The 13,333-nt window shown below is 76.1% G+C and carries 11 protein-coding genes and 1 pseudogene; 5 read left to right on the forward strand and 7 right to left on the reverse strand.

Going from position 1 to position 13,333, the window contains the following annotated elements; genetic code table 11:
• Positions 1-59: 59 nt before the first annotated feature.
• The 6 genes and pseudogenes from Q0848_RS07545 to Q0848_RS07570 all read right to left on the reverse strand — a co-directional run bounded on the left by Q0848_RS07545 (position 60) and on the right by Q0848_RS07570 (position 5,517).
• Positions 60-461, reverse strand: a complete 402-nt coding sequence (locus tag Q0848_RS07545; RefSeq protein ID WP_299036479.1) for a metal-sulfur cluster assembly factor — start codon at positions 459-461, stop codon at positions 60-62.
• Between the two features lie 58 nt (positions 462-519).
• Entirely contained in the window at positions 520-1,284 is a 765-nt protein-coding gene (gene sufC, locus Q0848_RS07550; RefSeq protein WP_299036480.1) for a Fe-S cluster assembly ATPase SufC, read from the reverse strand.
• A 106-nt stretch (positions 1,285-1,390) separates the two neighbouring features.
• Positions 1,391-1,720: pseudogene (locus Q0848_RS07555) on the reverse strand (Rieske 2Fe-2S domain-containing protein); the annotation flags it as partial.
• Complete coding sequence (sufD, locus tag Q0848_RS07560; RefSeq protein ID WP_366146477.1) at positions 1,717-2,901, reverse strand: Fe-S cluster assembly protein SufD; 1,185 nt, start codon at positions 2,899-2,901, stop codon at positions 1,717-1,719. The pseudogene Q0848_RS07555 and the gene sufD, both read right to left, overlap by 4 nt.
• A 337-nt stretch (positions 2,902-3,238) precedes the next feature.
• Positions 3,239-4,660 (reverse strand): Fe-S cluster assembly protein SufB, encoded by a 1,422-nt coding sequence (gene sufB, locus Q0848_RS07565; RefSeq protein ID WP_299036483.1) that lies wholly within the window; start codon positions 4,658-4,660, stop codon positions 3,239-3,241.
• Complete coding sequence (locus tag Q0848_RS07570; protein ID WP_299036484.1) at positions 4,657-5,517, reverse strand: metalloregulator ArsR/SmtB family transcription factor; 861 nt, start codon at positions 5,515-5,517, stop codon at positions 4,657-4,659. The genes sufB and Q0848_RS07570 overlap by 4 nt, the downstream gene beginning before the upstream one ends.
• A gap of 166 nt (positions 5,518-5,683) precedes the next feature.
• Here Q0848_RS07570 and Q0848_RS07575 point away from each other — a divergent pair, with 166 nt between their 5' ends.
• The 4 genes from Q0848_RS07575 to Q0848_RS07590 all read left to right on the forward strand — a co-directional run bounded on the left by Q0848_RS07575 (position 5,684) and on the right by Q0848_RS07590 (position 9,477).
• Positions 5,684-6,634: an ABC transporter ATP-binding protein gene (locus Q0848_RS07575; protein WP_299036485.1), complete on the forward strand. Its 951-nt coding sequence runs from the start codon at positions 5,684-5,686 to the stop codon at positions 6,632-6,634.
• 95 nt (positions 6,635-6,729) lie between these two features.
• On the forward strand, positions 6,730-7,419 hold the full coding sequence (locus Q0848_RS07580; protein WP_366146478.1) for an ABC transporter permease: 690 nt from the start codon (positions 6,730-6,732) through the stop codon (positions 7,417-7,419).
• 48 nt (positions 7,420-7,467) lie between these two features.
• The gene (locus Q0848_RS07585) at positions 7,468-8,484 is read left to right on the forward strand and encodes a heme A synthase (RefSeq protein WP_299036487.1); all 1,017 of its coding nucleotides are present in this window, start codon (positions 7,468-7,470) and stop codon (positions 8,482-8,484) included.
• Positions 8,485-8,685: 201 nt separating this feature from the next.
• Positions 8,686-9,477: a hypothetical protein gene (locus Q0848_RS07590; protein ID WP_299036488.1), complete on the forward strand. Its 792-nt coding sequence runs from the start codon at positions 8,686-8,688 to the stop codon at positions 9,475-9,477.
• A 98-nt stretch (positions 9,478-9,575) separates the two neighbouring features.
• Here Q0848_RS07590 and Q0848_RS07595 read toward each other — a convergent pair whose 3' ends face one another.
• The gene (locus tag Q0848_RS07595; protein WP_366146479.1) at positions 9,576-10,502 is read right to left on the reverse strand and encodes a heme o synthase; all 927 of its coding nucleotides are present in this window, start codon (positions 10,500-10,502) and stop codon (positions 9,576-9,578) included.
• A 605-nt stretch (positions 10,503-11,107) separates the two neighbouring features.
• On the opposite strand from Q0848_RS07595, the gene tkt reads away from it, so the two are divergent.
• On the forward strand, positions 11,108-13,285 hold the full coding sequence (gene tkt, locus Q0848_RS07600) for a transketolase (RefSeq protein ID WP_299036490.1): 2,178 nt from the start codon (positions 11,108-11,110) through the stop codon (positions 13,283-13,285).
• Positions 13,286-13,333: the final 48 nt, after the last annotated feature.

Raw genomic sequence — 13,333 nt, forward strand, 5'->3', positions numbered from 1 at the left:
TGCGGCGCCGTCCGCGCAGGGCGGGTCGCCCCCGCCCTGCGCGCTCGCCCCGGGAGCGCTCAGATGTTGAAGCCGAGGGCGCGCAGCTGCTCGCGCCCGTCGTCGGTGATCTTCTCCGGGCCCCACGGCGGCATCCAGACCCAGTTGACGCTGTGCCCGGCGACGACGTCGACGAGCGCCGCCGACATCTGCTCCTCGATGACGTCCGTCAGCGGGCACGCCGCCGAGGTGAGCGTCATGTCGACGACGACGTGGTTGGCCTCGTCGACCGTCAGCCCGTAGATCAGCCCGAGGTCGACGACGTTGACGCCGAGCTCGGGGTCGACCACGTCGCGCAGCGCCTCCTCGACGTCGGCGACCTCCGCGGGGGTCGGCGCGGTGGCCGCGCCCGACGGCGCGGCGGGGGCCGCGTCGGCCGGTGCCGCGGGGGCGGTGGTGGGCTCGGTCGTGGTGTCGCTCATGGTGCCTCCCGGGGTGGGCGGGTGTGCGGGCGTGCCGGCGCTGCGGCGCCGGCTGCGGTCAGGAGGCCGCGACCGCCGAGACGAAGCGGTCGTAGCCGTTCTCCTCGAGCTCGTCGGCCAGCTCGGGGCCGCCGGTCTCGGCCACGCGGCCGGCCACGAACACGTGGACGACGTCGGGGCGGACGTAGCGCAGGATCCGCGTGTAGTGGGTGATCAGCAGCACGCCGACCTCCCCGCCCTCGCGGACGCGGTTGACGCCGTCGGAGACGATCTTGAGGGCGTCGACGTCGAGGCCGGAGTCGGTCTCGTCGAGGATGGCGAACTTCGGCTTCAGGAGCTCCATCTGCAGGATCTCGTGGCGCTTCTTCTCACCGCCGGAGAAGCCCTCGTTGACGTTGCGCTCGGCGAACGCCGGGTCCATCCGCAGGTCGGCCATGGCCGTGCGGACGTCCTTGACCCAGTGGCGCAGCGCGGGGGCCTCGCCGTCCAGGGCGGTCTTCGCGGTGCGCAGGAAGTTCGACACCGTGACGCCCGGCACCTCGACGGGGTACTGCATGGCGAGGAAGAGCCCGGCGCGGGCGCGCTCGTCGACGCTCATCGCCAGGACGTCCTGGCCGTCGAGGGTCACCGTGCCGCCGGTGATCGTGTACTTGGGGTGGCCGGCGATGGAGTAGGCCAGCGTCGACTTGCCGGAGCCGTTGGGGCCCATGATCGCGTGGGTCTGGCCCGAGTCGATGGTCAGGTCGACGCCGCGGAGGATCTCCGTCGGCTCGCCGTCGGTCTCGACGCTCACGTGCAGGTCGCGGATCTGGAGCGTGGCCATGTCAGCTCTCCTTGCGGGCGTCGCCGGTGGCCGGCGCGTCCGGGGTCGTGGTGGTCTCGGGGGTGCCGGCGGCGTCGCGCGCGCCGGCGGTGCTGGGGCGGTCCTCGACGTCCACGAGCACGTCGTCGCCGTCGACCGTGACGCGGTAGACGGGGACGGCTCGGGTCGCGGGCAGGCCGGAGGGCTCACCGGTGCGCAGGTCGAAGCTGGAGCCGTGGAGCCAGCACTCGAGGGCGCAGCCCTCGATCGCGTCGTCCCCGCCCTCGGACAGCGCCACGGACTGGTGGGAGCACTCGTTCGCCAGCGCGTGGTGCTCGCCCTCGGCGTCGCGCACGACGACGACGGGCAGCAGCGTGCCGTCGGCGTCGGGGACGTCGACGGCGCGCAGGGTGCCCGGCGCCAGCTCGCCGGCGCCGAGCACGCGGACCGCGCTCACGCGCGGCCCGCCAGGACGGGCTCCGCCGCGACGGCGTCCGCCGCGGCGGCGGCGCCCGCGACCGGGCCGACGGCCAGGTCGAGCTCGGCCTCGATGGCGGCCATCACGCGGTCGGTGACGGCCGGGACGCCGATGCGCTGGACGACGTCGGCGAAGAAGCCGCGCACGACCAGGCGGCGGGCGACCTCCTCGGGGATGCCGCGCGAGCGCAGGTAGAACAGCTGCTCGTCGTCGAAGCGACCGGTGGCGCTGGCGTGGCCGGCGCCCTCGATGTCGCCCGTCTCGATCTCGAGGTTGGGCACCGAGTCCGCGCGGGCGCCCTCGGTGAGCAGCAGGTTGCGGTTGAGCTCGTACGTCTCCGTGCCCTGGGCCGCGGCGCGGATGAGGACGTCGCCGATCCAGACCGTGCGGGCCGTCTCGCCCTGCAGCGCGCCCTTGTAGCGGACGTCGCTGCGGCACCGCGCCTCGGCGTGGTCGACGAAGGAGCGGTGCTCCAGGTGCTGGCCGGAGTCGGCGAAGTAGACGCCGAGCATCTCGGCGCTCCCGCCCGGACCGGCGTAGCGGCTGGTGGAGGACAGGCGCACGACCGAGCCGCCCAGCGTGATGGCGATGTGCCGGTAGCTGGCGTCGCGGCCGACGCTGGCCTCCTGCTGGGAGACGTGCACGGCCTCGTCGTCCCACAGCTGCAGGCTGACGACGGTGAGCTCGGCGCCGTCGCCGACGACCACCTCGACGCCGTCGGCGTGGACGCCGCCCCCGGTGTGCTCGACGACGACGACGGCGCGCGAGTGGCGCTCGGCCTCGACGACGAGGTGACCGGCGCCGCGGCTGCCCGGGCGACCGACGACGGAGACGTGGACGGGGCCGTCGAGCTCCACCTCGCGCGGGATGCGGACGTGGGTCGCGCTCGGGGACGCGGCGTCGGCGAGGACCGCCGCGCGGTCCTCGGGGACCAGGGCGGTGCCGCGGACGCCCTCGCCCGCAGCCAGCGTCCCGACGTGCACGCCGTCGGGCGCCTGCACGACCACGTCGCGCGCGTCGGGGTCGGCCGGCGCGTCCTCGAGCAGACCGCCGAGGCGGTCCAGCGGCGTGAAGCGCCAGACCTCCTCGCGCCCCGTGGGGACGGGGAAGTCGGCGACGTCGAAGGAGCGGGCGCGCTCCCCGCGGGTCGCCTCGAGCACGGCCTCGCCCGCAGCGGCGACGACGGCCGCGCCGGCGTCGTAGCTGGGCCCCGCCGAGCGCGAGGAGTCCAGCGTCACGTCGGTGGGCGCCTGCGCGGCGTGGTCGACGGCGTGCTCCTGGCGGGCGTCCGCCGGCGTGGTGGTGGAGCCCGCGGCCTCGGTGTCGTGCGGGCGCGTGTCGGGGGGAGTGATGGCTGTCCTCCGTGTCGAGGTGGTGTCGTGGACCCGCGGCGCGGGGCTCAGCGGGGCCGAGGGGCTGCGGCGGGCCGTCGTCCGGGCCCGCCGCGCCACCGCCGGCCGCCCCGAGGGGCAGGCCGGCGGTGGGAGGGAGGTGCGGTCAGCCGACCGCACCCTCCATCTGGAGCTCGATGAGGCGGTTGAGCTCGAGCGCGTACTCCATGGGGAGCTCGCGGGCGATGGGCTCGATGAAGCCTCGGACGATCATGGCCATGGCCTCGTCCTCGGCCATGCCGCGGGACATGAGGTAGAAGAGCTGGTCCTCGCTCACCTTCGAGACCGTGGCCTCGTGACCCATCGACACGTCGTCCTCGCGGACGTCGACGTAGGGGTAGGTGTCGGACCGGCTGATCTGGTCGACGAGCAGCGCGTCGCAGCGCACCGTGGACGCGGAGTGGTGCGCGCCCTCGAGGACCTGCACGAGGCCCCGGTAGGACGTGCGGCCGCCGCCGCGGGCCACGGACTTGCTGATGATCGACGACGAGGTGCGCGGCGCCGCGTGCACCATCTTGGCGCCGGCGTCCTGGTGCTGGCCCTCGCCGGCGAAGGCGATGGACAGCGTCTCGCCCTTGGCGCCCTCCCCCATGAGGAAGATCGCCGGGTACTTCATCGTCACCTTGGAGCCGATGTTGCCGTCGACCCACTCCATGGTGGCGCCCTCGGCCGCGGTGGCCCGCTTGGTCACGAGGTTGTAGACGTTGTTCGACCAGTTCTGGATGGTCGTGTAGCGGACGCGGGCGTCCTTCTTCACGACGATCTCGACGACGGCCGAGTGCAGCGAGTCGCTCTTGTAGATCGGCGCCGTGCAGCCCTCGACGTAGTGCACGTACGAGCCCTCGTCGGCGATGATCAGCGTGCGCTCGAACTGGCCCATGTTCTCGGTGTTGATCCGGAAGTAGGCCTGCAGCGGGATGTCGACGTGCACGCCCGGCGGCACGTAGATGAACGAGCCGCCCGACCACACGGCGGTGTTCAGCGCGGCGAACTTGTTGTCCCCGGGCGGGATGACCGAGCCGAAGTACTCCTTGAAGAGCTCCTCGTGCTCGCGCAGGCCGGTGTCGGTGTCGACGAAGATGACGCCCTTCTCCTCCAGGTCCTCGCGGATCTGGTGGTAGACGACCTCCGACTCGTACTGCGCCGCGACGCCGGCGACGAGGCGCTGCTTCTCCGCCTCCGGGATGCCGAGGCGGTCGTAGGTGTTCTTGATGTCCTCGGGGAGCTCCTCCCAGGACGTCGCCTGCTTCTCCGTCGACTTCACGAAGTACTTGATGTTGTCGAAGTCGATGCCGTCGAGGTCGCTGCCCCAGGTCGGCATCGGCTTGCGGCCGAACATCTTCAGGGCCTTCTGGCGGGTGCGCAGCATCCAGTCGGGCTCGTTCTTGCGGCCCGAGATGTCGGCGACGACCTCCTCGTTGACGCCGCGGCGCGCGTTGGTGCCGGCGAGGTCGGAGTCGGCCCACCCGTAGGTGTAGGTGCCGATGCCCTCGAGCTCGGGGTTCAGTGCTTCGACGTCGGTGCTCATCGGCGGGGTCCCTCCGGACTGCTCGGGGTGTGGCCAGTGGTATCGCGAGTGCTGGTGCCCGCCGGCGGGGCCGGCGCGGCGCCCCCGCGGTGCGGTGGTGCGGGGGGCTGCTGCGCCGCGGGGTCCAGGGCGGTGCTGCGGGGAGGATCGGGTCTGCCGGGGCGGGCGGTGCTGCGGGGCGGGTCGAGCGGCACGTGCGTGGTGCACACGCGCCCCCCGGCGCCCAGCGTCGCCAGGCGGCGGGTCCCGACCCCGAGGAGCTCGGAGAAGGCCGCCGTCTCCGCGTCGCAGAGCTCGGGGAACGCGGCCGCCGCCTGCTGCACCGGGCACCTCCCCTGGCACAACTGGACCGCCGCGACGCCTGTTCCCGTGTCGACCGGCCGCGTGCTGGCGGCGAAGCCGTCCCGGCCGAGGGCGCTGACGAGCGCGTGGACCCTCGCGGGCACGCCCGGGCCGGCGGCCTCGACGTCCGCCGCGTACCGCGCCCGGAGCTGGTCCGCCCGGTGCTCGGCGTAGGCCCGGACGCCCGCAGCGCCCGTGGTGGCGGCCAGGTGGTGCAGGAGGTCCACGGCCAGCTCGCCGTGGCCGTCCTGGCCGCCGGGAGCGCGCCGCGTCGCGACGAACTCCTTGGCCGGGCGCCCCGGACCGCGCGCGCCCCCCGCCTCGGGGCGCTGCTCGCGCCCCGCGACGAGGCCCTCGGCCGCCATGGCGTCGAGGTGGCGGCGCACCGCCGCGGCGGTCAGGCCCAGGACCCGCGCGACGGCGCCCGTGGTGACCGGCCCGTGCTCGACGACGACGGCGAGGACGCGCTCGCGCGTCGTCGCCTCGCTCGTGCGGGCCGCCGCCGGGGTTTTCACGACGCCAGTGTGACGAAACCCGCCGGGGGGCGTCCAGTGAGGCTCCCCTTGCCACGAGCGGGCCCTCGCGCAGCGGCCGCCGGGCGAGCGCCCCGCGGCGCCCCGCCCCCGTGCGCGGGGGGCGGGCGGGAGGGCGAGGGGCACGGGCGACCTAGACTCCCGGCCCGTGGGTGGTCCTCCGGACGGCTCCCCGTCCGCGGGGGCCGCGCTGCGCGTGCGCGGCCTCGTCAAGCGGTACGCCGGTCGGCTCGCCGTCGACGGGCTCGACCTCGACGTCGCCGCCGGCTCGGTGACGGCGCTCCTGGGCCCCAACGGCGCCGGCAAGACGACGACCGTCGAGTGCTGCCTCGGGCTCCGGCGGCCCGACGCCGGGTCGCTCCAGGTGCTCGGGACCGAGCTCGCCGAGGCCACCGCCAGCGCTGACCACCGGGCCGCCGTCGGCGCCATGCTGCAGGACGGCGGCCTGCCGACGTCCGCGCGGCCGATGAGGCTCCTGCGGCACCTGGCCCGCCTGCACGCCCGGCCCCGCGACGTCGACGTCCTCGCCGAGCGGCTGGGGATCCCGGCCTTCGCGCGGACCTCGGTGCGACGGCTCTCCGGGGGCCAGCGCCAGCGGCTCGCGCTCGCGGCCGCCCTCGTGGGTCGTCCCCGCCTGGTCTTCCTCGACGAGCCGACCGCCGGGCTCGACCCCGCAGCCCGCCTCGTCGTCTGGGAGCTGGTGCGGGAGGTCGTCGCCGACGGCGCGGGCGTGCTGCTGACCACCCACGACCTCGACGAGGCGGAGCGGCTGGCCCAGCACGTCGTGATCGTCGACGGCGGCCGGGCGCTGGCCACCGGCTCGCCCGGCGTCCTGACCGCCCGCTCGTCCGCCTCGGTGCGCTTCACCGCCAGCCCCGGCCTGGACCTCGGGCCGCTGCGGCAGGCCCTGTCGGAGGACGTCGCCGTCAGCGAGCCCGCGCCCGGCTCCTACGTCGTCTCGGGGGACGTCGACCCGCAGGTGGTCGCGGGCGTCACGTCCTGGTGCGCCCAGCGCGGCGTGATGCCGGAGGCCCTGTCCGTCGGCCGGCCGAGCCTGGAGGAGGTCTTCCTGGACCTCACCGGCCGGAGCCTGCGGTGAGCGCCGCCCCGGCCACGCCGCGGGCCCCGGTGCCGCCGCGCGCCGCGAGCCCGGCCGCCCGCGTCCTCGCGCAGGCGCGGTGGGAGGCGGGCACGATGCTCCGCAACGGCGAGCAGGTGCTGCTCACGCTGGTGCTCCCGGCCCTGGTGCTCGTGGGGCTCTCCCGGACCGAGGTCGTGGACCTCGGGCTGGCCCCCGGGGAGCGCGCCGTGGACGTCGTGGCGCCGGGCGTCCTCGCCCTGGCCGTCCTGTCCACGGCCTTCACCGGCCAGGCCATCGCGACGGGCTTCGACCGGCGCAGCGGGGTGCTGCGCCTGCTCGCGACGACGCCCCTGGGCCGCGGCGGGCTCCTGGCCGGCCGGGTCCTGGGCGTCCTCGCGGTCGAGGTCGTGCAGGTGCTGGTGCTCGGCGCGGTGGCCCTGGCCGTCGGCTGGCGCCCGGACCCCGTGGGGCTCCTGCCCGGCGCCCTGCTCGTGCTCGTGGGCACCGCGGCGCTGACGGCCCTGGCCCTGCTGCTGGCGGGCGTCCTGCGGGCCGAGGCGGTGCTGGCGGTCGCCAACCTCGTGTGGGCGGCCCTGCTGGTGGGCGGCGGCGTCGTGGTCCCCGCCGCCGCGCTGCCCGGCGCCTGGGGCGCGCTGGTGCACGTCCTGCCCTCGGGCGCTCTCGGGGAGGGGCTGCGCCGGGCCTCCGCGGACGGCTCGCTCGACGTGCCGGCCCTGCTCGTGCTCGCGGTGTGGGCGGTGGTCGCGGCGGCCGCGGCCCGGCGCTGGTTCCGCTGGGACTGACGCCCTCCCGCCGCAGGGCCGGCCCGTGGGCTCCCCTACCCTGAGCGGGTGAGCAGCTCCTCGGTCGCAGCCCGCCCGGCGGCCTCCTCCCGCGCCCCCGGTGGCGGCGGCGGGGCACCGCGCTGGGTCGTCGCCGTCCTCGCCGTGAACCTCGTCGCGCAGGTCCTGATCGTGCTGACCGGCGGTGCCGTGCGCCTCACCGGCTCCGGCCTCGGGTGCCCGACGTGGCCGGCGTGCACCGCCGGCTCCTACACCCCGGTGTACTCCCCCGAGCTGGGCATCCACGACGACATCGAGTTCGCCAACCGGCTGCTGACCTTCGTCGTCGGCCTCGCCGCCCTCGCCTCGCTCGCGGCGGTGAGCCGCCTGGTCGTGACCGGGCGGCGTCCCTCCTCCCTGCTCCTGCTGGGTGCGGCCCCGCTGGTCGGCGTGGTGCTCCAGGCCGTCATCGGCGGCATCACCGTGCTCACGCGCCTGCACCCGGCCACCGTCGCGACGCACTTCCTGGTCTCCTCGGCGCTCGTGGCCGCCTCCACGGCGCTGCTCCTGCGGGTGCGCGAGGACGCCGACGCCCCGCCCCGCCCCGTGGTCCCGCAGCTGGTGCGGCGCCTCGCCCAGGCGGCGGGCGCCGTGCTCGGCGCGGTGCTGGTGCTCGGCACGATCGTGACGGGCGCGGGTCCGCACTCGGGCGACGCCGAGCACCCGGCGCGCCTCGGCTTCGACACCGAGGTCGTCTCCCGCGTGCACGCGGACGCCGTCGTGCTCCTCCTGCTCGTCGTCGTCGCCCTCGCGGTCCTCCTGCGCCGCACGGGCGCGCCCCGCAGCGCCCGGCGCCGCGTCGACGTCCTCCTCGCCGTGCTGCTGGCGCAGGGCCTCGTCGGCTGGGTCCAGTACGCGACCGACCTGCCCGAGCTGCTCGTCGCGCTGCACATGCTCGGCGCCGGCCTGGCCGTCGTGGCCACCACCGCGCTCCTCATGGCGCTGCGCACGCGGGACCCCGACGCCGCGACGACGACCACCGGTCCTGAGCACCTGAGCAGCTCGACCGGCGCCGCCGCCTCCTGACGCCCCCAGCACCCCTGGACGCCAGCACCCCCGGACGCCAGCACCCCCGGACGCCAGCACCCCCTGACGTCGTCGTCACCGGGCGCTGGGGGCCCGCGTCGGAGGGCGAGGGGCGGCGGCGGTCGCACGGGGTCGTGGTCGTGAGCCGATCGTGACCGCAGAGTGCTGGAGGACGCCCCGCCGGCGCCCGAGGATCTGACCATGACCCCGCACGACCAGCGCCCCGGCCCGCGGACGCGCGTCCCCCGCTCCCGCGCCGCCCGGGCCACCGCGTCCGGTGCGGTCGCCGCCGGCCTCCTCGCCCTCCTCCTGGGCTGCGGCGGCGACGGCGTGACCGCGGGCCCCGCCATCTCACCGGCCGCCGCGACGACCCCCCGCGCTCCGGAGACGACCGGGGGCGCCGCCGACGCCGGGACGGCGGAGGGCACGACGGGCGCCGGCGAGCCCGACGCGCCCTCGACCGGGGCGGCGTCGACCCCCGTCCCGTCCACCACCCCCGCCTCGTCGCCCGCGACGGACGCAGGGGCGACGCCCGAGGACCTCCGGGCCCCGCAGGAGCACGACGCCGGCACCGGGACCTCCGAGCAGGAGGCGGTCGGGGGCGGGCTGTCGGTCGTGGACGTCCGCACCGGGCGCCACGAGGGCTTCGACCGCGTCGTGCTCGAGCTCGCCGGGGAGGACGGCGGCGAGCCCGGCTGGCACGCCCACTACGTCGACGAGCCGACGCAGGACGGCTCGGGCGCGCCGCTGCAGGTCACCGGCAGCAGCCACCTCGCCGTCGTGGTGCGAGGCCTGGGCTACCCCTTCGAGACCGGCCAGGACGAGGTGCTCGGCAGCACGAGCGGCGAGGGCACCGAGCTGGTCCGGGAGGTCCTCGTGGGCGGCGTCCACGAGGGCCAGGCGCAGGTGGTCGTCGGCCTGGACGAGGAGGCGCCCTACCGCATCACGCGGCTGGCCGACCCTCCTCGGGTCGTCGTCGACGTCCTCACCTGAGGCGGGCTCCCCCACGGCGGGGCCGCCCCGGGGTGGTGTCGTCACCGGGACGACCGCGGTCGTCACCGCGACGGGGGGTCACCGCCAGGGGGCGAGCGTCACCACCAGGGGACGAAGGGGTCCACGCCGACGGCGACGAAGAGCAGGCTCAGGTACGAGATGGAGACGTGGAAGACGCGCATGGCGCCGGCCGTCGCCACGGGGTCGGGCGAGGCGTCCGCCAACCGGGCGCGGCGGCGCAGGCCGTGCGCCTCGACGAGGAACCACGCCCCGAGGAGGACCGCGCCGAACGTGTACACCGGGCCCGTGCCCGCCACGGGCACGAGCAGCAGCGAGCAGGCCACCATCGCCCACGAGTAGGCGATGATGCGCCGCGCGACCAGCGCGGGCCGCTCGACGGCGCCGAGCATCGGGACGTCGACGCTGCTGTAGTCGCGGGCGTACCGCATCGACAGCGGCCAGTAGTGCGGCGGCGTCCACAGGAAGATGACGCCGAACAGGACCAGGGCCTCCCAGTCCAGGCCGCCGGTCACCGCGGACCAGCCGATCAGGACGGGCATGCAGCCCGCGGCCCCGCCCCAGACGATGTTCTGGGACGTGCGGCGCTTGAGCCCGAGCGTGTAGACGAAGAGGTAGAAGGCGATCGCGGCCAGCGCCAGGCCGGCCGAGAGCGGGTTGACCAGCACGGCGAGCCAGGCGGTGGAGAGCACGCCGAGGCCGGTGCCGAAGACGAGGGCCTCGCGCGGGGACACCTCGCCGGTGACCAGCGGGCGCTCGCGGGTGCGGTCCATGCGGGCGTCGATGTCGCGGTCGACGTAGCAGTTCAGCGTGTTGGCGCTGCCCGCGGCCAGCGCGCCGCCGACCAGCGTGGCGAGGACGAGGCCGACCGGCGGCAGGCCCCCCGCGGCCAGGAGCATCGTCGGCACGGTCGTGATGAGGAGCAGCTCGATGATGCGCGGCTTCGTCAGCGCCAGGAACGCGGCGGCGCGGGACCGCGTCGGCCGGCCCGCCTCCGAGGGGTGCAGCGGGCCGGAGGCGGCAGGGCCCTCGGGTGCCTTGGCGCGCCCGGAGCCCGCGACGTGCTCGGCGTGCACCGGGTCGGTCGCTCTCACTGGGTCCTCGTCCGATCCGTCGGGGGGTGGTGGGAGGAGCTGGCGCGGCTGCGGCGCGGAGGAGGGTCCGGCGCCCGGCCGAGCCCCTCCCGCGCGAAGGCGGCGAGGTGCGTCCTCGGGGCCGATCGTACGCGCCCGCCCCCGGGAGCCCTCGTGCGCCCCGCGGGCCGTCGGCGCCCGGGGCCCTGCGCCGCGCCGGGCGCCCGAGGGGTGGTCGCGCGCGAGCGTCGGGGTGCCCGCCCCACTAGGGTCGGAGCGGACCTCGACGGAGCGCCGCGGGCCGGAGCCGAGGACGGGACGACGACCGGGAGACCGGCCGGGAAGACGCGGTCCCGTCCGCGCGCTGCTCCTGCTCACCGGGCCCGCTCGGCTCAGCAGCCCTCCCGGGCCGCCGACCGGCGCTCCCGACGGGGCCCGCCAGGCTCCAGACCGAGCTCGTGCACGGCACGGGCGCACCGCGAGAGCAGGCCGGCGTCCGGCGCACCCGCCGGGCGGGGCCGCGAAGGGACGCTCCCCCCATGGACATCGAGACGACGGCCGACTCCTTCACCTGGACCGACGCCGACCAGCGCGCCGTGGACACGGTCCGCGTGCTCGCGGCCGACGCGGTGCAGAAGGTGGGCAACGGCCACCCCGGCACGGCGATGAGCCTCGCGCCGGCCGCCTACCTCCTCTTCCAGAAGGTCATGCGGCACGACCCCTCGGACGCGCACTGGCACGGCCGCGACCGCTTCGTCCTGTCCGCCGGCCACTCCAGCCTGACGCTGTACATCCAGCTGTACCTCGCCGGCTACGACCTCTCGCTCGAGGACCTGCAGCAGCTGCGCACCTGGGGCTCGAAGACCCCGGGCCACCCCGAGTTCCGCCACACCGACGGCGTCGAGATCACCACCGGCCCCCTGGGCCAGGGCCTGGCCAGCGCGGTCGGCATGGCCATGGCGGCCCGCCGCGAGCGCACGCTGCTCGACCCCGACGCCGCGCCCGGCGAGAGCCCCTTCGACCACACGATCTACGTGATCGCCTCCGACGGCGACATGCAGGAGGGCGTCACCTCCGAGGCGGGCTCCCTGGCCGGCCACCAGGAGCTCGGCGACCTCGTCGTCATCTACGACGACAACAAGATCTCCATCGAGGACGACACCGACATCGCCTTCAGCGAGGACGTGCTGGCCCGCTACGCCGCCTACGGCTGGCACACCCAGCACGTGGACTGGACGAAGGGCGGCACCTACGCCGAGGACCCGGCCGAGCTCCACGCCGCCCTCACGGCGGCGCGCGCGGAGACGGGGCGTCCCTCGATCATCAAGCTGAGCACCGTCATCGCGTGGCCGGCCCCGACGATGCAGGGCACCGGCGCCTCGCACGGCGCCGCGCTCGGCGACGACGAGATCCGGGCCACCAAGGAGATCCTGGGCTTCGACCCCGACCGCACCTTCCAGGTCGACGACGAGGTCCTCGGCGTCACGCGCAGCTCCACCGAGCGCGCGCGCGAGACCCGCGCCGCCTGGGAGGAGCGCTACACCTCCTGGCGCGAGGCGAACCCCGAGCGGGCCGACCTCCTCGACCGCATGTCCGAGCGGCGCCTGCCCGAGGGCTGGACCGACGCGCTGCCGGAGTTCCCCGCCGGGAAGGGCGTCGCCACGCGCTCGGCCTCGGGCGACGTCCTGTCCGCCCTGGCGCCCGTGCTGCCCGAGCTGTGGGGCGGCTCGGCCGACCTCGCGGGCTCGAACAACACGACGATGGCCGACGTCAGCTCCTTCGTGCCGGCCGGGAGGGCCACCAAGAAGTTCCCGGGCGACGAGGGCGGCCGCACGCTCCACTTCGGCATCCGCGAGCACGCCATGGGCTCGATCCTCAACGGCATCACGCTGCACGGCGGCACCCGCGCCTACGGCGGCACCTTCCTGGTGTTCAGCGACTACATGCGCCCCGCGGTGCGCCTCGCGGCCCTCATGGCCGTGCCGACGATCTACGTCTGGACGCACGACTCCATCGGCCTGGGCGAGGACGGCCCGACGCACCAGCCCATCGAGCACCTGGCCGCCCTGCGCGCCATCCCGGGCCTGGACGTCATCCGCCCGGCGGACGCCAACGAGACGGCCTGGGCGTGGCGGGGGCTCCTCGAGCGCACCGACCGCCCGGCCGGCCTGGCGCTGACGCGCCAGAAGGTGCCCACCTTCGAGCGGGGCGACGGCGCGGCGCAGGGCTCGACCCTCGGCTCCGCCGAGGGCGTCCTGCGCGGCGCGTACGTGCTGGCCGAGGCCGACGGCGGCGAGCCCGACGTCATCCTCGTCGGCACGGGCTCCGAGGTGCAGATCGCCATGGCCGCCCGCGAGGAGCTGGCGGGCGAGGGCGTGCGCGCCCGCGTCGTGTCCATGCCCTGCCGCGAGTGGTTCGACGAGCAGGACGACGACTACCGCGACTCCGTGCTGCCGGCCGGCGTCCGGGCGCGCGTCTCCGTCGAGGCCGCCGTGGCCCAGGGCTGGCGCGACGTGGTCGGCGACGCCGGCCGCACCGTCTCCATCGAGCACTTCGGCGCGTCCGCGGACTACGAGACCCTCTACCGCGAGTTCGGCCTGACGGGCGAGGCCGTCGCCGAGGCGGCGCGCGACTCCCTGCGCGCGGTCCGCGACGGGGCCACCCCCGGTGGCGCCTCCACCACGGCCACCGAGGGCGGCGCCGCCGACCAGCAGTGAGCGAGCGCGGGGGGCCGCGCCGACCGGCCGGCCCCCCGCGACCCCGCG

It is taken from the genome of uncultured Pseudokineococcus sp. (genome assembly GCF_947495735.1).
Taxonomy (GTDB): Bacteria; Actinomycetota; Actinomycetes; order Actinomycetales; family Quadrisphaeraceae; genus Pseudokineococcus.

Excerpts from the sequence above, each read along its gene's own strand:
- Q0848_RS07545 (WP_299036479.1), bottom strand. The coding sequence starts at position 461 with ATGAGCGACACCACGACCGAGCCCACCACCGCCCCCGCGGCACCGGCC.
- sufC (WP_299036480.1), bottom strand. The coding sequence starts at position 1,284 with ATGGCCACGCTCCAGATCCGCGACCTGCACGTGAGCGTCGAGACCGAC.
- sufB (WP_299036483.1), bottom strand. The coding sequence starts at position 4,660 with ATGAGCACCGACGTCGAAGCACTGAACCCCGAGCTCGAGGGCATCGGC.
- Q0848_RS07580 (WP_366146478.1), top strand. The coding sequence starts at position 6,730 with ATGCTCCGCAACGGCGAGCAGGTGCTGCTCACGCTGGTGCTCCCGGCC.
- Q0848_RS07590 (WP_299036488.1), top strand. The coding sequence starts at position 8,686 with ATGACCCCGCACGACCAGCGCCCCGGCCCGCGGACGCGCGTCCCCCGC.
- tkt (WP_299036490.1), top strand. The coding sequence starts at position 11,108 with ATGGACATCGAGACGACGGCCGACTCCTTCACCTGGACCGACGCCGAC.